This window comes from Rhodococcus sp. 4CII (assembly GCF_014256275.1).
In the GTDB taxonomy this organism is placed as follows: Bacteria; Actinomycetota; Actinomycetes; order Mycobacteriales; family Mycobacteriaceae; genus Rhodococcus_F; species Rhodococcus_F wratislaviensis_A.
Map to the genome: position 1 here is coordinate 7,134,328 of NZ_JACCFE010000002.1, position 24,152 is coordinate 7,158,479.

The 24,152-nt window shown below is 68.2% G+C and carries 24 protein-coding genes, 3 pseudogenes and 1 riboswitch; of the genes and pseudogenes, 12 read left to right on the top strand and 15 right to left on the bottom strand.

The window, feature by feature from the left end; genetic code table 11:
* The first annotated feature begins 64 nt into the window (after nucleotides 1-64).
* Together H0B43_RS33735 and H0B43_RS33740 are read left to right on the top strand one after the other, a co-directional pair.
* On the top strand, nucleotides 65-958 hold the full coding sequence (locus tag H0B43_RS33735; RefSeq protein ID WP_185723987.1) for a LysR family transcriptional regulator: 894 nt from the start codon (nucleotides 65-67) through the stop codon (nucleotides 956-958).
* The gene (locus H0B43_RS33740; protein WP_185723986.1) at nucleotides 955-1,863 is read left to right on the top strand and encodes a serine hydrolase; all 909 of its coding nucleotides are present in this window, start codon (nucleotides 955-957) and stop codon (nucleotides 1,861-1,863) included. The genes H0B43_RS33735 and H0B43_RS33740 overlap by 4 nt, the downstream gene beginning before the upstream one ends.
* Before the next feature lie 6 nt (nucleotides 1,864-1,869).
* Here the strand turns inward: H0B43_RS33740 and H0B43_RS33745 are convergent, their stop codons facing one another.
* From H0B43_RS33745 to cobG, 3 genes are read right to left on the bottom strand one after another with little or no spacing between them, the layout of a single operon-like run.
* Nucleotides 1,870-3,372, bottom strand: coding sequence for a precorrin-2 C(20)-methyltransferase (locus H0B43_RS33745; RefSeq protein ID WP_185723985.1), 1,503 nt, complete (start codon nucleotides 3,370-3,372; stop codon nucleotides 1,870-1,872).
* Nucleotides 3,369-3,995 (bottom strand): precorrin-8X methylmutase, encoded by a 627-nt coding sequence (locus H0B43_RS33750; RefSeq protein ID WP_185723984.1) that lies wholly within the window; start codon nucleotides 3,993-3,995, stop codon nucleotides 3,369-3,371. Before H0B43_RS33750 ends, H0B43_RS33745 begins: the two co-directional genes overlap by 4 nt.
* A 24-nt stretch (nucleotides 3,996-4,019) precedes the next feature.
* Nucleotides 4,020-5,153, bottom strand: a complete 1,134-nt coding sequence (gene cobG / locus H0B43_RS33755; protein WP_185723983.1) for a precorrin-3B synthase — start codon at nucleotides 5,151-5,153, stop codon at nucleotides 4,020-4,022.
* A 6-nt stretch (nucleotides 5,154-5,159) separates the two neighbouring features.
* Nucleotides 5,160-5,303, top strand: a riboswitch (cobalamin riboswitch).
* 55 nt (nucleotides 5,304-5,358) lie between these two features.
* Here cobG and H0B43_RS33760 point away from each other — a divergent pair.
* Complete coding sequence (locus H0B43_RS33760) at nucleotides 5,359-8,961, top strand: cobaltochelatase subunit CobN (RefSeq protein ID WP_185723982.1); 3,603 nt, start codon at nucleotides 5,359-5,361, stop codon at nucleotides 8,959-8,961.
* A gap of 16 nt (nucleotides 8,962-8,977) precedes the next feature.
* On the top strand, nucleotides 8,978-9,373 hold the full coding sequence (locus tag H0B43_RS33765; protein WP_087557467.1) for a PPOX class F420-dependent oxidoreductase: 396 nt from the start codon (nucleotides 8,978-8,980) through the stop codon (nucleotides 9,371-9,373).
* A gap of 45 nt (nucleotides 9,374-9,418) precedes the next feature.
* Here H0B43_RS33765 and H0B43_RS33770 read toward each other — a convergent pair whose 3' ends face one another.
* On the bottom strand, nucleotides 9,419-10,003 hold the full coding sequence (locus H0B43_RS33770; RefSeq protein WP_185723981.1) for a TetR/AcrR family transcriptional regulator: 585 nt from the start codon (nucleotides 10,001-10,003) through the stop codon (nucleotides 9,419-9,421).
* Nucleotides 10,004-10,035: 32 nt separating this feature from the next.
* Between H0B43_RS33770 and H0B43_RS33775 the strand changes: the two are divergent.
* Nucleotides 10,036-11,040: pseudogene (locus H0B43_RS33775) on the top strand (DUF418 domain-containing protein).
* On the opposite strand, the gene H0B43_RS33780 reads toward H0B43_RS33775, so the two are convergent.
* From H0B43_RS33780 to H0B43_RS33800, 5 genes are all read right to left on the bottom strand, one after another.
* On the bottom strand, nucleotides 11,009-11,359 hold the full coding sequence (locus H0B43_RS33780; RefSeq protein WP_185723980.1) for an ANTAR domain-containing protein: 351 nt from the start codon (nucleotides 11,357-11,359) through the stop codon (nucleotides 11,009-11,011). The pseudogene H0B43_RS33775 and the gene H0B43_RS33780 sit on opposite strands and share 32 nt — an antisense overlap.
* Nucleotides 11,356-11,562: a hypothetical protein gene (locus H0B43_RS33785; protein ID WP_185723979.1), complete on the bottom strand. Its 207-nt coding sequence runs from the start codon at nucleotides 11,560-11,562 to the stop codon at nucleotides 11,356-11,358. Before H0B43_RS33785 ends, H0B43_RS33780 begins: the two co-directional genes overlap by 4 nt.
* Before the next feature lie 219 nt (nucleotides 11,563-11,781).
* Entirely contained in the window at nucleotides 11,782-13,143 is a 1,362-nt protein-coding gene (locus H0B43_RS33790) for a metallopeptidase TldD-related protein (RefSeq protein WP_185723978.1), read from the bottom strand.
* Complete coding sequence (locus tag H0B43_RS33795) at nucleotides 13,140-14,660, bottom strand: TldD/PmbA family protein (protein ID WP_185723977.1); 1,521 nt, start codon at nucleotides 14,658-14,660, stop codon at nucleotides 13,140-13,142. Before H0B43_RS33795 ends, H0B43_RS33790 begins: the two co-directional genes overlap by 4 nt.
* Nucleotides 14,661-14,682: 22 nt before the next feature.
* Nucleotides 14,683-15,450: a TSUP family transporter gene (locus H0B43_RS33800; RefSeq protein ID WP_185723976.1), complete on the bottom strand. Its 768-nt coding sequence runs from the start codon at nucleotides 15,448-15,450 to the stop codon at nucleotides 14,683-14,685.
* A gap of 46 nt (nucleotides 15,451-15,496) precedes the next feature.
* Between H0B43_RS33800 and H0B43_RS33805 the strand changes: the two genes are divergently transcribed.
* Complete coding sequence (locus tag H0B43_RS33805; RefSeq protein ID WP_185723975.1) at nucleotides 15,497-16,660, top strand: sensor histidine kinase; 1,164 nt, start codon at nucleotides 15,497-15,499, stop codon at nucleotides 16,658-16,660.
* 9 nt (nucleotides 16,661-16,669) lie between these two features.
* Here H0B43_RS33805 and H0B43_RS33810 read toward each other — a convergent pair whose 3' ends face one another.
* Nucleotides 16,670-17,074 (bottom strand): hypothetical protein, encoded by a 405-nt coding sequence (locus H0B43_RS33810; protein WP_185723974.1) that lies wholly within the window; start codon nucleotides 17,072-17,074, stop codon nucleotides 16,670-16,672.
* 44 nt (nucleotides 17,075-17,118) lie between these two features.
* On the opposite strand from H0B43_RS33810, the gene H0B43_RS33815 reads away from it, so the two are divergent.
* On the top strand, nucleotides 17,119-17,541 hold the full coding sequence (locus H0B43_RS33815; RefSeq protein ID WP_185723973.1) for a DUF302 domain-containing protein: 423 nt from the start codon (nucleotides 17,119-17,121) through the stop codon (nucleotides 17,539-17,541).
* A gap of 76 nt (nucleotides 17,542-17,617) precedes the next feature.
* On the opposite strand, the pseudogene H0B43_RS33820 reads toward H0B43_RS33815, so the two are convergent.
* A pseudogene (locus H0B43_RS33820) lies at nucleotides 17,618-18,207 on the bottom strand (class I SAM-dependent methyltransferase).
* Between the two features lie 242 nt (nucleotides 18,208-18,449).
* On the opposite strand from H0B43_RS33820, the gene arr reads away from it, so the two are divergent.
* The 4 genes and pseudogenes from arr to H0B43_RS41950 form a co-directional block, all read left to right on the top strand.
* Nucleotides 18,450-18,869: an NAD(+)--rifampin ADP-ribosyltransferase gene (gene arr / locus H0B43_RS33825; RefSeq protein ID WP_312033623.1), complete on the top strand. Its 420-nt coding sequence runs from the start codon at nucleotides 18,450-18,452 to the stop codon at nucleotides 18,867-18,869.
* Nucleotides 18,870-19,066: 197 nt separating this feature from the next.
* A complete protein-coding gene (locus tag H0B43_RS33830; RefSeq protein WP_185723971.1) occupies nucleotides 19,067-19,399 on the top strand; it encodes a helix-turn-helix transcriptional regulator in 333 nt (110 codons plus the stop codon).
* 12 nt (nucleotides 19,400-19,411) lie between these two features.
* Nucleotides 19,412-19,897: an SRPBCC domain-containing protein gene (locus H0B43_RS33835; protein ID WP_185723970.1), complete on the top strand. Its 486-nt coding sequence runs from the start codon at nucleotides 19,412-19,414 to the stop codon at nucleotides 19,895-19,897.
* A gap of 140 nt (nucleotides 19,898-20,037) precedes the next feature.
* Nucleotides 20,038-20,248, top strand: a pseudogene (locus tag H0B43_RS41950) (dihydrofolate reductase); the annotation flags it as partial.
* A 322-nt stretch (nucleotides 20,249-20,570) separates the two neighbouring features.
* On the opposite strand, the gene H0B43_RS33840 reads toward H0B43_RS41950, so the two are convergent.
* The 4 genes from H0B43_RS33840 to H0B43_RS33855 form a co-directional block, all read right to left on the bottom strand.
* Nucleotides 20,571-22,280: a DUF2079 domain-containing protein gene (locus tag H0B43_RS33840; RefSeq protein WP_252189662.1), complete on the bottom strand. Its 1,710-nt coding sequence runs from the start codon at nucleotides 22,278-22,280 to the stop codon at nucleotides 20,571-20,573.
* Nucleotides 22,247-22,531: a YciI family protein gene (locus H0B43_RS33845; RefSeq protein WP_185723969.1), complete on the bottom strand. Its 285-nt coding sequence runs from the start codon at nucleotides 22,529-22,531 to the stop codon at nucleotides 22,247-22,249. Before H0B43_RS33845 ends, H0B43_RS33840 begins: the two co-directional genes overlap by 34 nt.
* A gap of 11 nt (nucleotides 22,532-22,542) precedes the next feature.
* Nucleotides 22,543-22,971: a CBS domain-containing protein gene (locus H0B43_RS33850; protein WP_185723968.1), complete on the bottom strand. Its 429-nt coding sequence runs from the start codon at nucleotides 22,969-22,971 to the stop codon at nucleotides 22,543-22,545.
* 125 nt (nucleotides 22,972-23,096) lie between these two features.
* Complete coding sequence (locus H0B43_RS33855) at nucleotides 23,097-23,423, bottom strand: DUF3099 domain-containing protein (RefSeq protein ID WP_185723967.1); 327 nt, start codon at nucleotides 23,421-23,423, stop codon at nucleotides 23,097-23,099.
* Between the two features lie 65 nt (nucleotides 23,424-23,488).
* Here H0B43_RS33855 and H0B43_RS33860 point away from each other — a divergent pair, with 65 nt between their 5' ends.
* Nucleotides 23,489-24,148: a response regulator transcription factor gene (locus H0B43_RS33860; protein ID WP_185723966.1), complete on the top strand. Its 660-nt coding sequence runs from the start codon at nucleotides 23,489-23,491 to the stop codon at nucleotides 24,146-24,148.
* The last annotated feature ends 4 nt before the right edge of the window (nucleotides 24,149-24,152 follow it).

Genomic DNA, 24,152 nt, shown 5'->3' on the forward strand with positions numbered 1-24,152 from the left:
AGGTCCCCGTTTTATGCACGGGAATTGGCCGCGTCGTCCGGCGAGGGCGGCCGGAACTGGTTGAATGATCGCCATGGATCTGCTCCGCCACCTGAGTTTCTTTGTCGCCGTGGCGGAAGAGGGGCACTTCGGTAACGCGGCACAGCGACTCGGGATGACCCAGCCACCGCTGTCGCAGGGTGTGCGGCGGCTCGAACAGCGACTCGGCACCGAATTGGTTCAGCGTGGTGCTCGCGGTGTCGGGCTCACCGACGCCGGACGCCAATTGCTTCCGCGTGCGCGGCTTCTCGTCGCCGACGCGGCGAGATTCGAGGACGAGGCGCAGCGCATCGCGGGTGGCCGAGATGCGCCGGTGCGCTGGGGTGTCCCGCACTCGGTGGCCGACGGGGTCGTGGTGCGGTGTGTTCGTGTGCTGCGAGACGCGGACGAGGCCCGCGACACCCGGGTGGTGACGACCACGGCGTCCACCACCGAACTCGTCGACGCCGTCCGGGCGGGCAGTCTCGATGTCGCTGTGGTCGAACATCCCGCCCTGCTGACCGGTCTCGACAGCGGACCGGTGCTGAAACTCCGGCGGTGGGTGGTGGTGCCGGACGACCATCCGGTGGCGACCACGAAGAAGGCGCAGGTGCGGATGCTGCGCGGGCTGACGCTGGCCACCGGCCCGCGGTCGGACAATCCGCCGGCACACGACCTGTTCGTCGACCTGTGGCGGGCCCGGGGTCTGGACCCCGACATCGTGGTCGCGCCGGGGCCGCGGGAACTCCTCACCCACGTTTCCGCCGGTGGGCATTTCGGCGTGACGGCGACGGCCCCCACGGTGATGCCGGGTGTGGCCTGGGTCGATCTGCTGCGTGACGAGCTCGCGCTGCGCCTGCGTGTCGTCTGGCGACCCGGCGCCGACGTCGCGGTGTCCGCCGCCGCCCTCGACCGGGTGTTGTTCAAGGCCGATCGATGACGCCGTCAGCGGAGAAGCGGATCCGCGACGTCTTCGCCGACGCCGGCTGCATCGGATGGTTGCACGCCCGCCGCGTCGGAACCCCGGACCAGGGCGCAGGTGACATCGCCGTCGGTGCGGACGATCTGGTGGTGCTGGCGTCGGTCTACAAACTTCCGCTGTTCGTATCCCTCTGCCGCGCTTTCGATTCCGGGGAGCTGTCGCCGACCGCGACCGTCCGGGTCACTCCGGCCGACTGCACCCCGGGGCCCACCGGGGTGTCGACGTTCCGTGACCCGGTCGTGCTGAGCTGGCGGGATCTCGCGCTGTCGATGATGACGGTGTCGGACAACGCGGCCGCGGACCTGGTTCTGGGGCGGGTAGGACTCGAGAGCGTCGAGCGGGTGCTGTCCGATCTCGGACTCACGAGCACCCGCGTCATCGGCGGCACCGCGGATGCGCACAGCAGTCTGGTGATCGACGCCCACGCGCACACCACCGCCGAAGCGTTCGCCGCACTCGCCGACAACGACGAGGCGTGGACCGTGTCCGCCTACGACCCGTCGTATGCGAGCGCGACCACGCCGCGGGACATGACCACGTTGCTCGATGCGATCTGGACGGGCAGGGCGGTGCCCGGGCCGCACGCCGCGTTCGTCCGGCAGGCGATGTCTGCGCAGGTGTGGCAGCACCGCATCCGCTCCGGGTTCCCGTACTCCGACGTGGACGTGGCCGGCAAGACCGGAACCATCGGCGCCATCCGCAACGAGGTCGCCGTCGTGACGTTTCCCGGTGAGGTCCCCGTCGCCGTCGCGGTGTTCACCCGGGCCGCCCGAGCGGATCCGGTCCTGCCCGTCGTCGATGCCGCGATCGGGCACGCCGCCCGGATCGCGGTGACCGAACTCCGCTCCGGGCGACTCGACTGAAGGCCCTCAGCCGGGATACCGACGGGGTGTGAACACCCTCGGCCCGTGCTCGTTCTCGACGACGGTCGTCATGGAAGAACCCACGATGAGCAGGCAGCGCATGTCGATCTCGGCCGGGTCGAGGTCGGCGAGCCGTACGACCCGCACCGACTCCTGCGCGCCGGCCACGTCGCGGCCGATGATCACCGGGGTGTCGGGGGAGCGGTGTTCGAGAACGAGGTCGCGCATCGCCGCGACCTGCCAGGTGCGCGACTTCGACGCGGGGTTGTACACGGCGAAGGCCATGTCGGCGCTCGCCACTGCCGAGATGCGCTGCGCCACCACGTCCCACGGCTTGAGCCGGTCCGACAGCGACAGGACGGCGTAGTCGTGCCCGAGGGGGGCGCCGACCCGGCTCGCGACGGCGTTCGCGGCCGTCATCCCGGGCAGGACCCGGACCGGAACGCCGCGCCACTGTTCTTCGGCCGCGACTTCGAGCACGGCGGCGGCCATAGCGAACACGCCCGGGTCACCGGACGACACGACGGCGACGCGGGCCCCGTTCTTCGCGAGGTCGAGCGCCATCGCGGCGCGTTCGGCCTCGACCCGGTTGTCGCTGGAGTGGCGCCGCTGGCCCGGACGTTCGGGGACCCGGTCGATGTACGGGCCGTAGCCGACGAGGTCGGTGGCCAGCGACAGTTCGTGCTGCACTTCCGGGGTCGTCCAGGCCTGATCGCCGGGGCCGAGCCCGACGACGACGAGTTCGCCCTGCGGCGGCGCGTCGCCGCGCCGGGCGTTCGACGGACTGGGCACGATGGCGATCGAGAAATAGGGGACGTCGCCGTCCGAGACGTCGTCGGCGGCGTCGATCTTCTGCCGGGTCGTGCTGGCCCGCTCGACGTACCAGGTCTCGTCGATGCGCCCGGAGTCCTTCAACGCCTGCCGGACGGCCGGGTAGGTACGCCCGAGTTTCAGGATCGCGGCGGCATCGGTCTCCCGCAGCCGGCGGGTCAGTTCGCCCTGCGGAAGGGTGCCGGGGAGGACGGTGAGGATTTCCTCGCCCTCGACGAGCGGCATCGCCAGTGCGGCCGAGGCGGCGCTGATCGACGTGACCCCGGGAATCACCTCCGCCTCGAAGCGCTGCGCCAGCCGCTTGTGCATGTGCATGTAGGAGCTGTAGAACAGCGGGTCACCCGCCGCGAGCAGCGCCACCGAACGGCCGGCCTCGAGATGCGCGGCGAGCCGCCGCGATGCTTCCTCGTAGAACTCGTCCATCGCCCCCTGGTATCCGCCCGGGTGGTCGACGGTCTCGGTGGTGACCGGATAGACGAGGTGCTCCTCGACCTGGCCGTCACGCAGGTACGGCGCCGCGACCGCGCGGGAGATGCTCTTGCCGTGCCGGGCACTGTGGAACGCCACCACGTCGGCCTCGGCGATCACCCTCGCAGCCTTGACGGTCACCAGTTCCGGGTCACCCGGTCCGATGCCGACGCCCCACAGTTTCCCGGTCACCCGCTGTTCGGAGCTCATTCGACCTCGCTCGCAATCGCGTTCAGGGCCGCGGCCGTGATGGCGCTGCCGCCGCGGCGGCCGCGGACCACCAGATAGTCGAGTCCACTGGAGTGCTCGATCAACGCTTCCTTCGATTCCGCCGCGCCGATGAAACCGACGGGACCGCCGACGATCGCGGCAGGTCGCGGTGCGCCGGATTCGATCATGTCGAGCAGGTAGAACAGGGCGGTCGGGGCGTTGCCGATCGCGACGACGGCCCCCTCCAGTTTGCTGCCCCACAATTCGAGCGCGGCCGCCGAGCGAGTGTTCCCGATCTGTTCCGCCAGCACCGGCACCCGCGGATCACGCAGTGTGCAGAGCACCTCGTTGTCCGCCGGGAGCCGCTTGCGAGTGACGCCGGCGGCCACCATCTGCGCGTCGCACAGGATCGGGGCGCCACCCGCCAGCGCCGCGCGGGCAGCCTTCACGGCACCGGGGGTGAACGCGATGTCGTCCACGAGATCGACCTGACCGCTCGCGTGGATCATGCGGACCACGGCCTGCGAGACGTCCTCGGGAAAGGCACTGAGATCCGCCTCGGCGCGGATCGTGGCGAAGGACTGGCGGTAGATCTCCGCGCCGTCTCGGATGTACTCGATCATCCGCTCACGATAGAGGCACCGCGTTCACGGCTCCTCCACCCGGTAACCCGTCTCGGTGGCGACGACGTCGGCGACCGCACCCTTGGGCCGCCCACAGCAGCGGTCGCAGCCCGACCAGTGCTGCCGCCCCGCCACCGGGAGTTCACCGCTCGCGACGGCGTCCCGTGCGTCGGAGCGGACATCGGCGAGCGCCTTCTCGCAACCGGGCTGCCCGGTACACGCACTGACGTTCAGCCAGGGGGAATCCTCGTCGAAGATCAGGCCCATCGGGGCGAGGACGCGCACCACCTGCTCGGCGGACCACTCGTCGAGGTCGCACAGCAGCACCGATTTCCATGGCGTGACGATCACCGGCTTCTCGACCGCGGCGAGAAACTCCGCCAGCCGGGCGTCGAGGATCCCGAACGCCAGACCGCCGCCGAGCGTCACGTCGCCGTCCGGTTGGTCCAGCCACCCGATGGGTGGCCGGTGCTCGTCGAAGCCGCTCACCGGTTCCACGGTCGGGGTGAGTGCGAGCGCCGCCAGCGTCCGGTCGACCCCGTCGGCGATCTCGGCCAGCCGCCAGTGCCGATCACGCAGTTCCAGGAAGACGCGGGCGGCGTCGAGCAGCACGGACACCGTCTCCGTCCTCGCGATCCGGGCGCCGCTGTCCCGGCCTGCGAGGACCAGGGCCACCTCCGTCTGGCTGACCGCATGGACGCCGAAGTCGCCGCCGAGCGCCGAAACGTCGCCGCGCCCGTCGTCGAGGGTGAACAGGGTGCGGCCGGGCAGTTCGGCCAGCACGGAGTTCGCGCACAACGTCCGGTCGAGGTCGTCGACCAGATCCCGCAGATCCGCGAGACCACCGATCCGACCGGTCAGCGGGGAGACGAGGATGTTGCGCACCCGCTCGTGCGTCTCCGACGGCAGGAGGCCTACCTCGGCGAGGCGCCGGGCGAACTCCCGTGGGTCACCGACCGCCCGCAGTTGTGCGTTGCCCCGGGAGGTCAGTTCGATCTCGCCGTTCCCGAGGTCGCGGGCCGACTCCGCGAGCGTCTGCAACTGGGTGGCGGTCAGCACACCTCCGGGGAGGCGGACCCGGGCGAGCGCACCGTCGGCGGCCTGGTGGACCTGCAGCGCGCCGGGGCACGCATCGGGGCGGGAACGGGAGTCGACCATGGTCCCAGGTTACGTGCGGGCCCAGGTAGCATCACCAGCACTTGCGACGGCAGGAGAGGAAACCGGTGAAAATCCGGTGCGGTCGCGCCACTGTGAGCTCGCCGAACCCGGTGGGCGAGCCAGACCCTCACCTGCCGTCCTCCGACCTACGGTTCCGCACAGAACCACTGCCACGGGGCGCGACACCCCCAGGAAGGCTCCTCACGTGATCCTGCTGCTCTCCACCTCCGACACCGACCTGCTCAGCGCACGCGCCAGCGGGGCGGACTACCGCTGGGCCAACCCGGCCCGGCTGCTGGTCGAGGAGGACCTGCCGGGACTGCTCGACGGCGCCGACCTGGTCGTGGTGCGTATCCTCGGCGGCCGCCGGGCCTGGGAGGAGGGCCTCGACGCGGTCCTGGCCAGCGGGCTGCCCGTGGTGGTCCTCGGCGGCGAGCATGCCCCGGACGCCGAGTTGATGGAATGCTCGACGGTCGCGGCCGGTGTCTCGGCGGAGGCGCACAACTATCTCGCCGAGGGCGGCGCCGACAACCTCGCCCAGCTGCACCACTTCCTGTCGGACACCGTGCTGCTGACCGGACACGGTTTCGAGGCGCCGGTCCAACTGCCGAGCTGGGGTGTCGCGCCGTTCGCCCCCGATGCCGGCGCGGACCGCCCCACGATCGCGGTTCTCTACTACCGCGCCCAGCACCTGGCCGGGAACACCCGCTACATCGAGGCGCTCTGCGACGCCGTCGACGCGGCGGGCGGCACACCGCTGCCGATCTTCTGTGCGTCGCTGCGCACCGCCGAACCGGAGTTGCTGACGACGCTGCGCCGCGCGGACGCGATGGTGGTCACCGTGCTCGCCGCCGGCGGCACCAAACCGGCGGGCGCCTCTGCCGGCGGCGACGACGAGGCATGGGACGTCACCGCGCTGGCCGCGCTGGACGTGCCGATCCTGCAGGGGCTGTGCCTGACCAGCAGCCGTGAGTCGTGGGAATCCAACGACGACGGATTGTCGCCGCTCGATGTCGCCACCCAGGTCGCGGTCCCCGAATTCGACGGCCGCCTGATCACGGTGCCGTTCTCGTTCAAGGAGATCGACGCCGACGGGCTGTCCACCTATGTGCCGGACGCCGAGCGCGCCTCCCGGGTGGCGGGCATCGCCGTCCGGCACGCCCGGCTCCGGCGCATCCCCGCTCCGGAGCGCCGGATAGCCCTGATGCTGTCGGCGTACCCGACGAAGCACGCGCGCATCGGCAACGCCGTCGGGCTCGACACCCCGGCCAGTGCCATCCGGTTGCTCACCGAGATGCGGGCCGCCGGATACGATCTGGGCCCCGCGGACGGGCCCGACGCCGTCCCCGGTCTCGTTGCCCGGGACGGCGACGCGCTGATCCACGCCCTCATCGCCGCAGGCGGCCAGGACCCGGACTGGCTGACCGACGAGCAACTCGAGGGGAACCCGATCCGGATCTCCGCCGCGCGTTACCGCGAGTGGTTCTCGGCGCTGCCCGCCGAACTGCGCGAGGGTGTCGAGGAGCACTGGGGCCCCGCCCCGGGCGAGCTGTACGTCGACCGGTCCCAGGACCCTGCCGGTGAAATCGTGATCGCCGCAATGCAGTTCGGCAATCTCGTGCTGATGGTGCAGCCGCCGCGCGGATTCGGGGAGAAGCCGGTCGCGATCTACCACGACCCCGACCTGCCGCCGAGCCACCACTACCTCGCCGCCTATCGGTGGATCGCGGCAGACGCCGCCGCCGGTGGTTTCGGCGCCGACGCCGTCGTCCACCTCGGCAAGCACGGCAACCTCGAATGGCTGCCGGGGAAGACGCTCGGCATGTCCGCGTCGTGCGGCACCGACGCCGCGCTCGGCGACCTGCCGCTGATCTACCCGTTCCTCGTCAACGACCCGGGGGAGGGCACGCAGGCCAAGCGCCGCGCCCACGCGACCCTCGTCGATCACCTGATCCCGCCGATGGCCCGCGCCGAGAGTTACGGCGACATCTCGCGGCTCGAGCAACTCCTCGACGAGCACTCGAACATCTCCGCGCTCGACCCGTCCAAGCTGCCGGCCATCCGCCAGCAGATCTGGACGTTGATGCGCGCCGCCAAGATGGACCATGACCTAGGGCTGGAGGAACGTCCCGAGGAGGACGTGTTCGACGACATGCTGTTGCACGTCGACGGCTGGCTGTGCGAGATCAAGGACGTCCAGATCCGGGACGGCCTCCACGTGCTCGGTGCGGCGCCCCGGGACGACGCCGAGGTCGAACTGGTGCTCGCCATGCTGCGCGCCCGGCAGATGTGGGGCGGCGAGCAGAACGTCCCCGGACTCCGCGAGGCGCTCGGGCTCAGCGAGGACGGCGACGAGTCCCGCACCCGCGTGGACGAGATCGAGCAGCAGGCGCATGCGCTGGTGCAGGGCATGCACGACGCCGACTGGAATCCGGACGCCGCCGACACCCTCACCGGCGACGCCACGGTCGCGAAGATCCTGCGCTTCGCGGCCACCGAGGTGGCGCCACGCCTGCGGGAGACGGACAACGAGATCGCTCAGGTGCTGCACGCGCTCGACGGCGGTTTCATCGCCGCCGGACCGAGCGGGTCGCCGCTGCGCGGGTTGATCAACGTGCTCCCGACGGGCCGGAACTTCTACTCCGTCGACCCGAAGGCCGTGCCGTCCCGGCTCGCCTGGGAGACCGGCCAGGCGATGGCCGAGTCGTTGCTGGACCGCTACAAGTCCGATCACGGGGAGTGGCCGCGGTCGGTGGGTCTGTCGGTGTGGGGCACGTCCGCGATGCGCACCTCCGGTGACGACATCGCCGAGGTGTTCGCGCTCCTCGGCGTCCGCCCGGTGTGGGACGAGGCGAGCCGGCGCGTGGTGAACCTCGAGGTGATCGACCTCGAGGAACTGGGCCGTCCGCGCATCGACGTCACGGTCCGGATCAGCGGCTTCTTCCGGGACGCGTTCCCGCACGTTCTGGCGCTGCTCGACGACGCCGTCCGGCTCGTCGCCGCATTGGACGAACCGGCCGAGAGCAACTTCGTGCGTGCCCATGCACAGGCGGATCTCGCCGAGCACGGCGACGAACGGCGCGCGACCACCCGCATCTTCGGGTCCAAGCCGGGCACCTACGGGGCCGGACTGCTGCAGCTGATCGATTCCAAGAGCTGGCGCGGCGACGCCGACCTCGCCGACGTGTACACCACGTGGGGTGGCTTCGCGTACGGTCGCGGCCTCGACGGCGCACCCGCTGCCGACGACATGCGGACGGCATACCGGCGAATCACCGTGGCGGCCAAGAACACCGACACCCGCGAACACGACATCGCCGACGCCGACGACTACTTCCAGTACCACGGCGGCATGGTCGCGACCGTGCGGGCGCTCACCGGGAAGTCGCCCGAGGCGTACATCGGCGACAGCACCCGGCCCGAGTCGGTGCGCACCCGGACCCTGTCGGAGGAGACGTCCCGCGTCTTCCGTGCCCGGGTCGTGAACCCGCGGTGGCTCGAGGCGATGCGCCGCCACGGCTACAAGGGTGCATTCGAGATGGCGGCGACCGTCGACTACCTGTTCGGATACGACGCCACCACCAATGTCGTCGCCGACTGGATGTACGAGAAACTCGCCGAGTCGTACGTGCTGGACGAGCAGAACCGCAAGTTCATGGAACAGTCCAATCCGTGGGCCCTGCACGGCATCGCCGAACGCCTCCTCGAGGCGGCCGAGCGCGACATGTGGGAGCACCCCGAGCAGCGGACCCTCGACGGACTGCGACAGGTCTACCTCGAAACCGAAGGCGAACTCGAAGGGGACTGACCGGCTTCGGTCTAGCATGGGCCGGGTGACCACAGAATTCGATCGGGTGTCGTCCGCGAAGTATGTCCTGCTCACCACGTTTCGGAAAGACGGCACCCCGGTGGCGACGCCGCTGTGGGCTGCCGCCGACGGTGACCGTCTGCTGATGTGGACGGTCACCGACTCCTACAAGGTCAAACGCATCCGCCGCAATCCGGAGGTGACGGTGGCCGCGTGCGATGCGCGCGGCAAGCCGAAGGGCCCCGAGGTTCCCGCCCGCGCCGTCATCCTCGACGCCGCGGACACCGATCACACGCGCGACGTGATCGCCCGCAAGTACGGCATCCTCGGCTGGCTCACGATGAAGGGCAGCCTGCTGCGCCGAGGGAAGACCGGCACCATCGGACTCGCCGTCACGGCCGACGACCGGTAGCGAGAGCGCGCGCGATCGGCGTGCGGGGACTGCGCGTCCCGCTGGTCAGGCCAGATCGCGGAGATGCTCGGCGATCATGCGCTGCGCGGTGTGCGGGGTGTCGGTGGCGCCGAGCAGCACGTGCATCGCAGCACCGTCGACGAGGGCGTGCAGGCGCATCGCCTCGGCGTCGACGTCGAGCCCGGGCGCGATCAGCCCCCGTTGCGCGAGATCGGTCAGGATCGCTGCGCACGCACCGCGGAGTTGCCGCTGGGCGTCGAGAGCGATTTCCTTCAGCATCGGGTGGGCGGGACTCTCGGCGACGAGGGCCAGGTTCACTTCCATTTCACAGCGCCGGCGATCGTCGAGGGGGAGTACCTCGTCCAGCACGGCCATGGCACGCTGCCAGGGGTCGGCGATCGTGGCGTGTGCCTGCGCCCGTTCGCGGACCCGCATCGCGACGAGTCGCATGGAGTAGGCGAGGAGTTCGGCCTTGCTGGCGAAGACGTGCCGCAGTGAGCCGCTCGAGATTCCGGCCTCGGCGGCCACGTCACGGACGGACACCGCACCGATGCCGTCGCGCTGGATCACCCGCCACAGCGCCTCGGCGATCTCCTGCTGCCTCTGGTTGTGGTCAATGAGCCGCGGCACCCCACCATGCTAACACGGTCGTGTTAGCATGAATTTTGTTGGTCGAAACACTGAACACCAACATCTGGATCTTCACCGACGTCGAGGGCCTGGCCTCGGCATGCTCACCGTCATGTTCGGCATCGGACTGGTGATCCGGCAACGTTCCGCCCAAGCGTCGCGGTCTGCGGTGGCCCGGCGGGTAACCCTGGCGCGCAGGACTTCTGATGCTGGACGGAGTGCTGCACTTCCTGTTGTTCACCGAGTTCGACGCTGACCGGATTCGCGCTCACGGGCCTGATCGTCGCGTTCATCCTGACTACGGGCGTTCGCGCACAACGAGTATGGCTGGTGTGTGCGGTGGCCGTGCATCTGGCGATGCCGGCCTTCGTTGCCGCGGCGGTATCCTCGGCGCCGGCGCGGGAAACGGGGCCGCTGTCCCCGAATCCTTACGCCGACGGCAGCTTCCGGGATCTCGTTGCCTTCCGCATCGACAACCTGGTGCTGTTCCGCCTCGGGGTGGTCTTCATCCTGCCGGGGCACGCATCCTCGAGTCGGGCCGCGGTGCCCTCCGACGCCGTCTGATGGTGGTGGGACTGGGGGTGGCGCTCCCGCTCGACTTCACCCTCGGACTCCTCGGTGGCGACGCCGGGCTGCTGTTGGGCAGGTATGGAACCGCGCCCGTGGTGGCTTTGGGGCTCCTGGCGGCGATCGCGCACCGCTACGCCGACGGGCGTGAACCCGGCGTGGCCGGCCGCGCACTGTCGAACGTCGGTCGGACCGCGCTCAGTTGCTATGTGCTGCAGAACATCCTGTGTTCGATCGTCTGCTACGGCTGGGGTTTCGGGCTGGCCGCCCGAGTGGATGGCGCCACCGTCGTCCCGGCCACCCTCGTCCTGCTCGGTGCCGTCTCGGCGACCCTGATCCTCGTGTCCCGCCTGTGGCTGCGGTGGTTCGATCGAAGACCACTCGAATGGGTCACGCACCGCGCCTACGAGCGCCTCGCCCGCGTCGACCGGGACCGCGTCACCGTGCCAGCAGTGTCGTCCATTCCCTGAACTCGAGCGCGTACTTCGGTGTCGGTGTCGTCACCGAGGGGCACGGCTGCCGCCGGGTGGCCAACTCCACCAACGACTTCGCCGCCCGCATCACACTGACGTGATGATGTCGGGACACGTCGAGCAACTCCTCGAATGCTTCCGTGTCGCCGTATCCGCGAGTGGCGATGAGAATGCCCTTTGCGGTGGCGAGAACTTCGCGGCCGTCGGGGTGGCGGTGCGGAATCGAATGTGCCGGCGGTGCTGCGGCCTCGAGTACGTCGTTCGACAAAGTGATCTCCTGGATTGTGGTGCTTCGCTGATTCGCGGGGGCGGTCATACCGCTGCCACCATCAGCGCCGTGGCGAGGACGACGATCAGCCCTCCCGCCGCGGCGACCAGAACGGAACCGGTGATGATGCCGATACCGGTCGCGCAGACGAGGCACACGAACGTCGTCAGTGCTACGTCGGCGAGACCGAATCGTCTCGTGACCCTGGTGGGGCTGTGAAGTGCCTCGCGGATGCGAGTGTCGGAGTGCATGAAACCTCCTGGTCGGACGTGCAAGGGCGGTACCCGGCGCATGCAGCGACAACGCGGCGACACGAAGGGTGGTGGCCCCGCTTTCTGGAGACCTGAATATGACATCCGTGGCGAAACGTCTCTGGAGTGAGAAATCTCATATGCGCGATGTCTGCAGCATTTATAACGGAAACTGCATGGACTGTCACCTAGACGAGCGTCCGCATAGAATTCCGGGTTTCAGAGCGCCTTGCTGACCGACGACATGTGAAAATCCGGAATGCGAAGCGGTGGCATCGCAGTACGGGTGAACCAGTCCTTCCACTCGCGCGGCAGAGTCCGCTCGGTGGCTCCGGCCTGGGTGACCCTGCGCAGCAGATCGAGAGGACTCTCGTTGAACCGGAAGTTGTTGACGGCAGCCGTGACCTTCCCGTTCTCGACGAGATAGACGCCGTCCCGCGTCAAACCGGTGAGCAGCAGTGTGGCGGGGTCGACCTCCCGGATGTACCAGAGGGTGGTCAGCAGCAGACCGCGTTCGGTCTCGGCCACGATCTGGTCCAGCGACACCGAACCCCCCGCGTCGAGGATCAGGTTGTCGCCGGGCACGGTCACCTCCGCGCCGAACTCCTTCGCCGCGGCCCGCGGGTACGCGAGGGCGTTGACGGTGCCGTCGCGCACCCAGTCGACCCGCCCTGCCTCCATGCCGTTGTCGAAGACGGACAGGGCTTCGGACGACGACCCGGTGACGACGAACGGCGCATACTCCAGGCCGAGCGCGGCCGGATCGGACGAGAGGGTCAGAGGGAGTGCGCTCAGCTTCTCGCCGACCCGGGTGCCGCCGGGCGCCGACAGCGCGGAATGCCCCTCTTCCGCGGCCCGCCCCTCCATGGTCCACATGAGGTAGATCATGAGGTCCGCGACCGCGGAGGGCGGCAGGATCGTCTCGTAGCGGCCCGCGGGCAACTCCACCCGGTTGCGGGCCCAATCGAGGCGGGTGGACAGATCCTGCAGCAACTTCACGCTCGCCACATCCGTGAAGTCCTTGGTGCTGGTACCCACCCAGGCGCTGGCGTCGCCGCGTTTCCCGTTGATCTCGACCGACCCGGTGGGCTGGGCGAATCGGCGCCGGATGCCGGTGGAGGTGCCCAGCCAGGTGGTGTGCAGCTGGTGATGGGCGAAACCGTAGAGCTGGTCGTCGCCGTCGAAGCCCATGCTCAGATCCTGGGCCAGCTGCTCGAACGCCCCGATCTCGGTGCGCTCGGCCGGGGTCTCCCAGTGCTCGTCGGTGCCGGAACCGGTGAGCAGGGGCATCGCGTCGGATGCGGGCGTGGCTGCGCGGGCGGCGATTTCGGCCGAACGCACCACGCCGTCGATGTCTGCGGCGTCGACACTCGCCGATGTGACGATGCCGACCTTCGCGTCCTCGCCGGCCCGGACGATCGAGATCACGGTCCAGCTGCGGGAGGTGGACACGCCGTTGGTGGTCATCGAGTTGCCCGCCCACCGCAGGGCGGCCTCGCTGGCGTCGGTGACGATCACGATCGTCTCGTCGACGGTGGCGCGGGCCAGGACCTGCTCGACGAGTTGCTGCGGTGCGATCATCGGCCGCCTTCCGTCCGGGTGTTCAGTACGTTCACGCCGCGGAAGAGCGCCGACGGGCAGCCGTGGCTGACGGCCGCGACCTGACCGGGTTGCGCCTTGCCGCAGTTGAATGCGCCGCCGAGCTGCCAGGTGGACCGGCCGCCGACAGCGTCCATCGAACCCCAGAAATCCGTGGTGGTCGCCTGATAGGCGACGTCGCGGAGTTGCCCGTCGAGTTTCCCGCCGCGGATGCGGTAGAACCGCTGACCGGTGAACTGAAAGTTGTAGCGCTGCATGTCGATCGACCAGGACTTGTCGCCGACCACGAATATGCCGTCTTCCACACCGGAGATCAGATCGTCCGTGCTGCGATCGGTGTCGGGATCGGGCTGCAGCGACACATTGGCCATCCGCTGGATCGGAACGTGGTGCGGCGAGTCGGCGTACGAGCAGCCGTTCGAACGGTCCAGCCCGAGTCGCGGCGCGAACGCCCGGTCGAGTTGGTAGCCGACGAGGAGCCCGTCGGCGACCAGGTCCCAGGACTGCGTTGCCACGCCTTCGTCGTCGTAGCCGACGGTCGCCAGCCCGTGCCGTTCGGTCCGGTCGGCGGTGACGTGCATGATCGGGGTCCCGTACCGGAGCGTGCCCAGCAGGTCGGGGGTGGCGAACGACGTCCCGGCATAGGCGGCCTCGTAGCCGATGGCACGGTCGTATTCGGTGGCGTGCCCGATGGACTCGTGGATCGTCAACCACAGGTTCGTGGGGTCGATCACCAGATCCGTGGGGCCGGCCACCACGGACGGGGCCTTCACCTTCTCGGCCAGCAGATGGGGGATCTCCGCGAGTTCGCCGGTCCAGTCCCACACGCCGTCACCGGCGACGTACTCCCACCCGCGCCCGACCGGGGGCGCGAGGGTGCGCATCGTCTCGAACACACCGGCAGACTGGTCGACGGTGGTGGCCTCGAGTTGCGGATGCAGCCGCACCCGCTGCTGCACGATGGACGATCCGGCGAGATCGGCGTAGAACGTCTGCTCCTTCACCTGCAGGCAGCCGGCGGTGACGTGGTCGACGCCGTCCGACGCGAGCATCCTGTGGGAGTATTCGCCGAGCAGCGAGATCTTGTCGGAGGCGGGAACTTCGAACGGATCGACGTCGTAGTCGGACACCCAGTGGACGTCGGTGTACACCGGTTCGCCGGCGAGTTCGACGTGTTCCCGGTTGAGTCCGCGCAGCGCACGGGCGACGGCCACCGCCTGCTCCGCGGTGGCGGCGGCCGTCGCGGGCGTCAGCTCGGCGTGCGAGGCGAAACCCCAGGTGCCGTCGACGACCACGCGCACCGCGAAGCCGAGTTCGTCGGTGTCGACCGCCGACTGCACCTCGCCGTCGCGCAGTCGCAGCGACTGGCTGGTCAGGCGGTGCACGCGCAGGTCCGCGTGCGACGCCCCGGCCGCCCGCGCCGCGGTGAGTGCCGCGTCCGCCAGCGAACGCAGAGGAAGGGCAAGGAATTCCGGATCAACCTGTCGTGGAGCCGTCACCTGGACCACCGTAGTCGGTCGCTCAGCCGAATTGCTGCCAACCCAACCGGATGACCATGGCGATCACCACCATCAGCAGGGTGATCCGGACGAAACCGGCGCCCCTGCTCAGGGCCATCCGCGAACCGGTGACCGCGCCGATCACGTTGCACACCGCCATACTCAGACCGAGCGCCCACAGCACGTGACCGGTGACGGCGAAGAACACCAGCGCACCCAGATTGGATCCGAGGTTGATCACCTTCGCCATCGCGGCGCTGCGGACGAATTCGGTACCGAGGAAGGTGGCGAAGCTGATGATGAGGAATGTGCCGGTGCCCGGCCCGAACAGCCCGTCGTAGAAGCCGAGGAGGCCTGCGGAGAGCAGGACGACCGCGACCACCTTCCGCCGAGTCGGCGGATCCTTCGCCAGCGTGGTTCCCAGCTGGGGCCGGATCGTCACGAACACGGCGACACCGACGAGCACCGCCATGATCAGTGGGATGAAGACGTCCTTGTCGATCCGCGACACCGTCGCGGCGCCGAGCGCGGATGTGATCGCCGCGAGCAGGCCGGCCGGAACCAGCAACCGCCAGTTCATCGGAATGCGGCGCGCGAACGTGACCACGGCGGCGGACGTGCCGGTGAACGCGGTGAGTTTGTTGGTGGCCAGCGCCGCCTGCGGCGTCAGTTGCGGGGCGACGAGGAACAGCGCGGGAATGAGGATCAGCCCACCGCCGCCGACTACGGCGTCGACCCACCCGGCGGCTGTCGCGGCGGTGAGAAGAAGCGCCCAGTCACCCACATTCATGGTGCTGACTCAACCACACCCACCGCGAGGTACTTACGCTGTGCACATGCGGAGGTTCAGTCTGTGGCTGCGAGGAAAGCCGACGGTTGCGGACTCGATGTTGGCGGCAATCCTGTTCGCCCTCGAGGTGTTCGCCTTCACCGCGGCCGGTGATCGCTCACCGTGGGTGCAACTCGTCCTTGGCTTCCTGTTGTGCCTGCCCATCGTGTGGCGCCGCACGTACCCGCGTGCCGCGGCCGGGGCGATTCTCGTGGTGTCGATCACGATCACCTTCGTCAGCTATTCGATCGACGACCTCCGGGCCGAGCATCCCGGACTGTTGGCCCTCGCGGTCGGGCTCTACACCCTCGTCGCCTACGTCGACCGGCGTGCGGCCGCCTTGTACGCGGTCGGTCTGGTGCTCGACTCCGCACTCGCCATCTGGCTGCTCGAGCAGGGGCCGCTCGAGGCCGGTCTGTATTCGGCGCTGATCTTCGCGCTGTCGTGGATCACGGCGGAGTTCCTCGGCGCCCGCCGGGCCTACGACGAGGAGGTGGCCGCACGGCTCGCCGTCGCCGACTACGACCGGGACCGGCGCGCCGAGGACGCGGTCGCGGCCGAGCGCACTCGGATCGCGCGAGAGCTGCACGACGTGGTCGCCCACGCCGTGAGCGTGATGATTGTGCAGGCCGACGGTGCGTCCTACGCGTTGAAGAACAACCCCGAGATCGCGAAGCAGGCGCTCACCAACATCGCGAGCACCGGACGGGAGGCACTGGCGGAACTGCGGCGCACCGTGTCGCTGCTGCGCACCGAACCTGCGACCGACGACATGCCCCAGCACGGGACGGCCGGTCTCGCCCGGCTGGTCGACATGATGCGGAGCGCGGGTCTGCCGGTGGAACTGGAGTTGACGGGGAAGCTGGACGACATCAGCCCCGCGGTCAGTCTGGGCGTCCACCGCCTGGTTCAGGAATCGCTGACCAATGTGCTGCGGCACGCCGGAGAGCGCCCGCGCGCGAAGGTGCGGGTCCGTCGCCGCGAGACGGATGTCCTCGTCGAAATCACCGACAACGGCAACTCCACCGGTCAGTTCTCGCTCGGGTCCGGCAACGGATTGCTGGGCATGCGCGAGCGGGTGGCCGTGCTGCACGGCACGCTCGAGGCGGGACGGCAGACCGACGGAAGCTGGCGGGTCACCGCCGAGTTGCCTCTCGAACTGGAGGAGTGAGCGGCTCGGTTACTCCGTCTCTCGTGGGGTCGGTTCCTCCTGCTGGTCGAGGACGCTGACGGTGACGCCGTAGGGGAGGAACCGCACGGAGCGGTGGGGATCGGTGTTGTGCTTGTGTGCGCGGAGCGCGTCGAGTTCGGTGGCATACACCTGTTCGACGCGAGCGACACCCTCGGCGTCGACCGTGTAGATCGCCCACACGCCGTCACCGGTGTCGCCGGTAGTCTCCGGCTTCGTACCGGGGCGCGGTGACCGGGCGAAGTCGGCGAAGACGCCCGTCCACGGAATCTGCGCATCCACCTGGTCGAGGAACCTGACGATGCGGTCCTTGACGCCCTGCAATTCCTCGCCGGCCTCCCGGATCACGCGGTCGAGATCGTCGGGGTCGAAGCCGAACGGCCTGTTGTCACCCATCACTGTCTCCTGACTTCGGCGGGACACCTCCAGTGTGGCCGCGGATGCCGCTCGGCGCCACGACGGCTGCCGACCCCCACCGGAAAATACCGCACACCACCTTCGCCGACGCTGTGGAGCGCACTCGGCAGGCGCTCCCCGAGCGGGGCTTCGGCGTGCTCACCGACATCGACATGATCGCGACGCTGAAAGCGAAACTCGGTGAAGACATGGAGGACTACCTCATCCTCGGCGCATGCAACCCGCCGCTCGCGCACCGTGCCGTCACCGTGGACCGGCAGATCGGCCTGCTGCTGCCCAGCAACGTGGTGGTCCGCGCCGACACCTCCGCGAACGACACGATCGTCGTCGACGCGATGAGCCCGCGACCGATGGTCGACGTGACCGGCGAACCGGCGTTGCAGGGCGTCGCCGACGAGGCCACCACCAAGCTCCGGGCCGCGATCGACTCCCTCGGTACGCAGTAGGGCCGATCGCCGGCATCTCACGCATTCGGCGCGGTGTAGACGCTGTCACCGCCCACATAGATCACCTGGTGATGACTCAGTGGGTGCCGTGCCGGCGTGCGGTGATTGCGCCGTGCGGTCTGTAACCGATCCCTGTTCGTGTATGTGTCTCGATCACGTCGAAGCCGGCTGCGACCAACTCGTGGGTGAGGTCAACCACCGGCCGTCGATAGGCGGTGGTCACGGCGTGGTCGAAAGTCTCCACGGTTGCTCCGTCGAAGAAGCCCACCAACAACTCCGCCCGGTCGAATCACGCGCGCGAACTCGGCGAGCGGAATCCGGATGTCTCGCGGACCGTGGTGAATGAGCGAGTACCAGCACACCACCCAGCGATTCGGTCGAGCCCGATGCCTCGAAGCGGCCGACGTGGAAGGTGAGGTCTGGGTATCGCATGCGCGTTCGTTCGACGAACTCGGGAACCAGATCGATCCCGCTCACAGGGGGTCCGCGCGCGGCCAGGAAGTCGGTCCACTGCCCCGGACCACACCCCGCATCGAGCACGGGACCTGTCACGGTGGCGGCCCAGCTGCTCGACGGCATGGAGCCGAAGAGCTCCACGTACTCCCGGGATCTGGCCGAATACGACTCTCGGACGGTGTCGCCTGTCGGGGTGCTCGTGTTCTCCATGCCGTCGATGATCGTCGATGGGACATGCCCTTGGTTCCGATCTGCGAACCGCCCACTGGCATCACACCGGAATCGGCACCGGAGCAATGAGATTCGACCTGAACGGACGTGGACTGAGCTTTCCATCCACGGGACTTGACGTAGTGTGGCCCCCTCTCACTATATGGCAGAGACGGGGGCTTGCGGCAAGACCCCTGACGGGCTGCACAATCTTCGAACCAACAAACAACGGAAGGGTTGCCGTGACGAAACCTTTTGTAGTGCACGAGTCGGGTGCGCTCCTCCACGGCACCAAAGCGGACCTGTCGGTGGGGGATGTGCTGGTGCCCGGGCGCCCGTCGAATTATGCCGAAGGACGCCTCTCGAACCACGTCTATGTAACGCACACCCTGGACGCCGCGGCGTGGGGAGCCGAGTTGGCAACCGGCGACGGCCGGTGTCGCATCTACATCGTGGAACCGGAAGGCGCACTGGAGGACGACCCGAACGTGACCGACAAGAGGTTTCCCGGCAATCCGACCCGCTCCTACCGCACTCGGGAGCCCGTGAGGATAGTCGGCGAGATCACGGACTGGGAGGGGCATTCACCCGAACAGCTTCACGCCATGCGGGACAGCCTGGCGGACCTCGAGCACCGGGGAGTTGCCGTCATCTACGACTAGATCCGGGACGCGCCGATGTGAGTACGGTGACGGATTCTCACCCGTACCATCGTGCACGCCGTACGGTCGCGCGGGCCGCCCCTCGAAATCCCCACCGAGAGTATGCCTGTCATGGCATGTCCTCGAGACCGGTGGGTGAGACATCCACCCGAACATCCGGTCTTGCACATACAACCAATCGGTTGTATGTTCTGGTTGTGTCAGAAACGGAAGAGGACCGGGCCGATGCCCTGTTCCACGCGCTTTCCGATCGAACGAGGCGCGACATCATGCGTCGCGTGCTGGCCGGCGAGCACTCCGTCTCGGCGCTGGCAGCGAAATACGACATGAGTTTCGCTGCCGTGCAGAAGCACGTCGCCGTTCTCCAGAAGTCCGGCTTACTCGTCAAACGACGCAGCGGCCGTGAACAACTCGCCACGGGCGATGTGGAAGCAGTTCGCGCGGTGTCGTCCATGCTGGCCGAGCTGGAACAGGTCTGGCGTGGTCGGATTGCGCGCATCGACGAACTGATCGCAACGCCACCCCAATGAAAGGAATGAACGATGCCCGTTACCAACGTCAGCCATGACGCCGATGCACTGACCCTGACCATCACCGCCGAATTCGCCGCGCCTCGAGCGCGGATCTGGCAGATCTATGCCGATCCTCGTCAGCTCGAGAAGATCTGGGGTCCACCGACCTACCCGGCGACAGTGGTCGACCATGAATTCACCCCCGGCGGTCGGGTCACCTACTACATGACCGGACCGGAAGGCGACAAGCATGCGGGCTACTGGAACATCATCTCCATCGATGAGCCTGCCGGCTTCACCTTCACCGACGGATTCGCCGATGCGGATTTCACCCCGATCGAATCGATGCCCGTGTCCGCCAACGAGTTCTCCTTCCAGGACAAAGATGGCAGCACCATCGCCACTTATGTCAGCACCTATGCGACCGCCGAAGGTCTCCAGCAGGTGCTCGACATGGGCGTGGTGGAGGGTGCGTCGCAGGCGATCGGCCAGATCGACGATCTCATCAAGGGTTGACCTACCGGAGTGGCCTGACGACCTACTCGGCGTCGTCAGGTCACCGACGACATCGACGCCGCCCGGGTTGCGCTGGGCGACGTTCCGGGCTGGGCTCGGAACTGCGCCGGCGATGATTCTGCGGCCGCCTCGAGGTCGGTATGTATAGGAGGACAGTCTCAATCTCCCAGAACATCACCCTCGACGGTTCCATCGAGATGCACGGCGACTGGTTCGACCCCACGTACCGGGATTAGCGACGAGTTCAACCGGATTCAGAAGTACGTCGTATCCTCCACCATGGCCGACCCCCGGTGGCGGAACTCGACCGTGCTCACGGGCGACTGGATCGCCCGCGTGCGGGACCTGAAAGAATCTCTCTGCTCCGTTACGCCGTCTGAGCGGGTGCGCGCGGGCAACGATTACGAGCCTCACACCACGTCGCGCCGAGATCGTGGTCACGATCAGTGATTCCGGGCCGGCGGTAGGTCGCGTTGCACCAATCGCAACTTGGCGGCTGAAATGACGCCGGGGTAGTAGAAATAGCCCTCGGGAGACTGGATCAGGTCGTCCCCAAGCTAGCTGCGAACATCCGCATTGCGCCGCATATTCGGAGCATCCGGAGGTCCGGAGGCGTCCGTCGCACCCGTGCAGGTGCGGTGGGCTGGCCCGTCGGGAAGCCGCGGCGCCCTGGTCAGCCGGCGAGCGGAACGAGTGTGAAGTGGCCGACGCCGCGCGCGGCGGAGAACACGTCCCACGACATCGGCCCGCGGGGACCGTGTCCCTCCCCGTACCGGAGATCGAACGCCGGATTCACCGGCGCGAGGCGATAGTCGAAGAAGGCGTAGTTACCCCGCAGCAGCGTGCGTGCCGGTTCGTTCGCCTCGGCGAGCCGGGGCACCAACCGGTCCTCGACCACCAATCCGCGGTCGGAGAATTCGTCAACCATGACGCATTCGCAGAAATACGCGAGGGTGCCGATCTCGCCGGGCGATCTCACCGGCGCATCCCCGACCAGTGCGCCGACCGCGCGGCCGACCCGCTCGTAGTCGTGTGCGCTCGCCCAGTTGCCGAAGATGGGCGGCGCGTCCCAGGGAAGACCGCCCTCCACGTCGTAATACACGGCGCCTGCCCCCAGCATGAGCAGCAGGACGGCTGGTGCCCCGGCGGCTCCGCGGTCCGACGTGCCGCGTGCGGCGGTCCAGTAGAGACCGACCACGAGGGCCGCGAAGATCGCAAGCGTCGTCGCGGGCGCCACGTAATACCAGTGGTACGGCACGGTATCGAGGACGACGTAGGCGACGTAGTAGAGAACGCCGGACACCCCGAGCGCGAGCACCGGCCCCGGCACGGGGACCGGTCGCTGCCGTCCCCGGGCGTACGCGGCGAGGGCGAGCACGAGCAGCAGAACTGCGAGGGCGGCCGGACCGAACGACGCCACCGTCCGCCACGGGTTGGATTCGAAATACATGATCGGGCCGGTGAGGTAGTTGAAACCACCCACGTCGGAGGCCTGCCCCTGTTTGATCAGGAACGTATCGGGCAGAGCCGAACCGAGGACGACCCAGCTGAACACGTACCAGGGTCCGGCGACCGCGGCGAAGCCGGCCGCGGTGCGGCGCACCTGGGTGCGGATCGCCGGTGACAGGGCCGCGATGACGACGACGAACACGAGCAGGTCCAGACGCACCAGCACCGCCGTGCCGGCAGCCGCACCGAACCAGGCGTCCTTGCCTTCGAGTGCCAGCCACACCATCACGACGACGGCGGCCGGTATCAGCAGCACCTCGAGCCCGACCGCGGACAACACGAACGGATTGAACACCACCAGCGCACCGGCGAGCCACGCCCAACCGTGCCCGATGCCCAGGCGCTGGCATATCCGCGCCAGCACCCATCCCATCAGGCCGGTGACCGCCGCGTTGAGCATTCCGAGTGCGAGCAGGGGATCGCCCGGGCCCCACAGCCTGGTGAGGAATGTCAGTGCGCCGAGCGCGAGCACATTCAATGGGGACGTCGACGTGTTCGCGGTCAGCCCGTGGACGATCGCCCACTCCCCGTGGACCGCCAGGTTCCGGGCGGCCGACAAACTGATGTAGGCATCGTCGGTGAGGCTTCCGGAGACAATCCAGAACAGTACGGCCGCCACCGCCGCGCCGGCCGCGGCGAGGATCGCCGGCTTCCGGATCGAGTGCGGTCGCGGCGACGGCGTCAGCCGATCGATCGGCTCGTTCAGCAATCCTGTGGACACCGCGCACATCCTAGAGAGTGCGGGCGAGATCTCTGCTCGCAGCACCGAATTCTTCAGTGAACGAGGCATGCCGTCCGCGACGTCGGCACGCTGCGCGAGTACGGCCGGTGTGACCTTCGCTACTCGCTGAATTCGCCCATCGCGGGCGTCCATTCGCGGATGTTCACCTTCTGGACGAGATTCTCCTGGACGAACGGGTCTTGCGCGAACAGGCGTGCGACGGCGTCTTCGTCCTCGGCGTCGACGATGAACAGCGCACCGTGACCGTCGGCGAGCGGCCCGGTCGAACGCACGATCTTGCGGCGGACCAGTTCCGAGAGCCACCCGCGATGTTGTGTTCGGTGATCGTCCCGAAGCGACGAGGTTTCGGGGCTGTACGTGTACTCCACGACGAACAACGACATGGTTTCCCCGTTCAGCCGTGGTCGATGTACGACTCGAGTTGGTCGCGTTCGGTCTGCAGTTCGCCGATCCTGCTCTTCACCACGTCGCCGATGCTGACGATGCCGACCAACTGTCCGTCCACGATCACCGGCAGGTGCCGGATGCGGCGTTCGGTCATGGTCTCGGCGAGACTGTCCACGGTGTCGGTCGGGAGGCACGCGAACACCGACGTCGTCATGATGTCCGCGACCCGGCCGTTCAGGATGTCGGGGCCCCGTTCGTGGATGCGGCGCACCACATCGCGTTCGGTGACGATTCCGACGACGGCGTCGTTTTCCGTCACCACCAGGGCGCCGACGTTGTGCCTGGCGAGTTCGCCGATCAGCGTGCTGACCGACATCCCCGGCTCCACCGTCACCACGGCAGGACCTTTGTTCCGCAACACATCCGCGATTCGCATCTGGACACCCCGATCTGTGGGCACTCCAACTAGCCGCCATCTCGATCATAGGGGTGTGCACCGACGACGAGCAACGAATGCGCGAACGGGCGCACCGGTGGATCGAATTGGGCCGTACGACAACGCTACCGGTGCGAGTCGCCCTGCTCCCACGGCGGCAGGTCGTCGACGAACAGACCGACGATCCACGGCAGCGGAAGCGACACCCCGATGATCGCCACCGCTGCCCACGCGCTGCCGGTCAGTCCGTAGACCACCGCGGACAGCACGAACGCGAGTGTCCGGAGAGCCATCACGATCACGTACTTGCGCACCCGCACCCGCTGCTGTTCTTCTCGGGACACGGATGCCGTGGTGATACTGATCGGATGCTCGGCGGTGCCGTTCGGTGGGGTGGCCCACCGAGACTTCGGGCCGGCGACGGCCGACCGCAGCGCGTGGGAGAAGCTCACAGCACTGGACTACCCGGTCACCGCTGGACCGAACCGGATGAGGCCTGCGGTGTTAGGTTGGCGCTGTGCCGATCACCGTGCTACTCGTCGACGACCAGGAACTGATGCGCATGGGCCTCACCATGGTGCTCGACGCCCAGGACGACATCACCGTCGTCGGCGAGGCGAGCGACGGCGCGGCCGCTGTCGCCGCGGTCCGCACACTCCAACCGGACGTGGTGCTGATGGACGTCCGGATGCCGGTGGTGGACGGGGTGAGCGCGACCACACAGATCCTGGAGTCGGGTGTCGCGAGCCGGGTGCTGGTGATGACCACCTTCGACCTCGACGAGCATGCGATGGGCGCCCTGCGGGCGGGGGCCAGCGGTTTCCTGCTCAAGGACACCCCGTCGGAAGACCTCGTGTCGGCCATTCGCAGTGTGGCCGCGGGTGACGCCGTGGTGTCGCCGAAGGTGACACGGCGACTGCTGGCGCGGTTCCTCGACGACGGTCCGGCCCCGCGTCGCGATCCGGCGATCCTCGACGTGCTGACCGAGCGCGAGCGGGAGGTGCTGCAACTGGTGGCAACGGGGTTGTCGAACACGGAGATCGCCGCTCAGCTGTTCCTCTCGGAGTCGACCATCAAATCGCATGTGGGACGAATTCTCACCAAGTTGAACGTCCGAGACCGGGTGCAGGCAGTGGTGCTGGCCTACGAGACGGGCCTGGTGCGACCCGGCTCGTAGGCCG

Bases quoted from the DNA above. Each gene is read 5' to 3' on its own strand.
- H0B43_RS33735 (WP_185723987.1), top strand. From the start codon at position 65: ATGATCGCCATGGATCTGCTCCGCCACCTGAGTTTCTTTGTCGCCGTG.
- H0B43_RS33740 (WP_185723986.1), top strand. From the start codon at position 955: ATGACGCCGTCAGCGGAGAAGCGGATCCGCGACGTCTTCGCCGACGCC.
- H0B43_RS33745 (WP_185723985.1), bottom strand. From the start codon at position 3,372: ATGAGCTCCGAACAGCGGGTGACCGGGAAACTGTGGGGCGTCGGCATC.
- H0B43_RS33750 (WP_185723984.1), bottom strand. From the start codon at position 3,995: ATGATCGAGTACATCCGAGACGGCGCGGAGATCTACCGCCAGTCCTTC.
- cobG (WP_185723983.1), bottom strand. From the start codon at position 5,153: ATGGTCGACTCCCGTTCCCGCCCCGATGCGTGCCCCGGCGCGCTGCAG.
- H0B43_RS33765 (WP_087557467.1), top strand. From the start codon at position 8,978: ATGGGCCGGGTGACCACAGAATTCGATCGGGTGTCGTCCGCGAAGTAT.
- H0B43_RS33780 (WP_185723980.1), bottom strand. From the start codon at position 11,359: ATGACCGCCCCCGCGAATCAGCGAAGCACCACAATCCAGGAGATCACT.
- H0B43_RS33785 (WP_185723979.1), bottom strand. From the start codon at position 11,562: ATGCACTCCGACACTCGCATCCGCGAGGCACTTCACAGCCCCACCAGG.
- H0B43_RS33790 (WP_185723978.1), bottom strand. From the start codon at position 13,143: ATGATCGCACCGCAGCAACTCGTCGAGCAGGTCCTGGCCCGCGCCACC.
- H0B43_RS33800 (WP_185723976.1), bottom strand. From the start codon at position 15,450: ATGAATGTGGGTGACTGGGCGCTTCTTCTCACCGCCGCGACAGCCGCC.
- H0B43_RS33805 (WP_185723975.1), top strand. From the start codon at position 15,497: ATGCGGAGGTTCAGTCTGTGGCTGCGAGGAAAGCCGACGGTTGCGGAC.
- H0B43_RS33810 (WP_185723974.1), bottom strand. From the start codon at position 17,074: ATGGGTGACAACAGGCCGTTCGGCTTCGACCCCGACGATCTCGACCGC.
- H0B43_RS33815 (WP_185723973.1), top strand. From the start codon at position 17,119: ATGCCGCTCGGCGCCACGACGGCTGCCGACCCCCACCGGAAAATACCG.
- H0B43_RS33835 (WP_185723970.1), top strand. From the start codon at position 19,412: ATGCCCGTTACCAACGTCAGCCATGACGCCGATGCACTGACCCTGACC.
- H0B43_RS33840 (WP_252189662.1), bottom strand. From the start codon at position 22,280: ATGGACGCCCGCGATGGGCGAATTCAGCGAGTAGCGAAGGTCACACCG.
- H0B43_RS33845 (WP_185723969.1), bottom strand. From the start codon at position 22,531: ATGTCGTTGTTCGTCGTGGAGTACACGTACAGCCCCGAAACCTCGTCG.
- H0B43_RS33850 (WP_185723968.1), bottom strand. From the start codon at position 22,971: ATGCGAATCGCGGATGTGTTGCGGAACAAAGGTCCTGCCGTGGTGACG.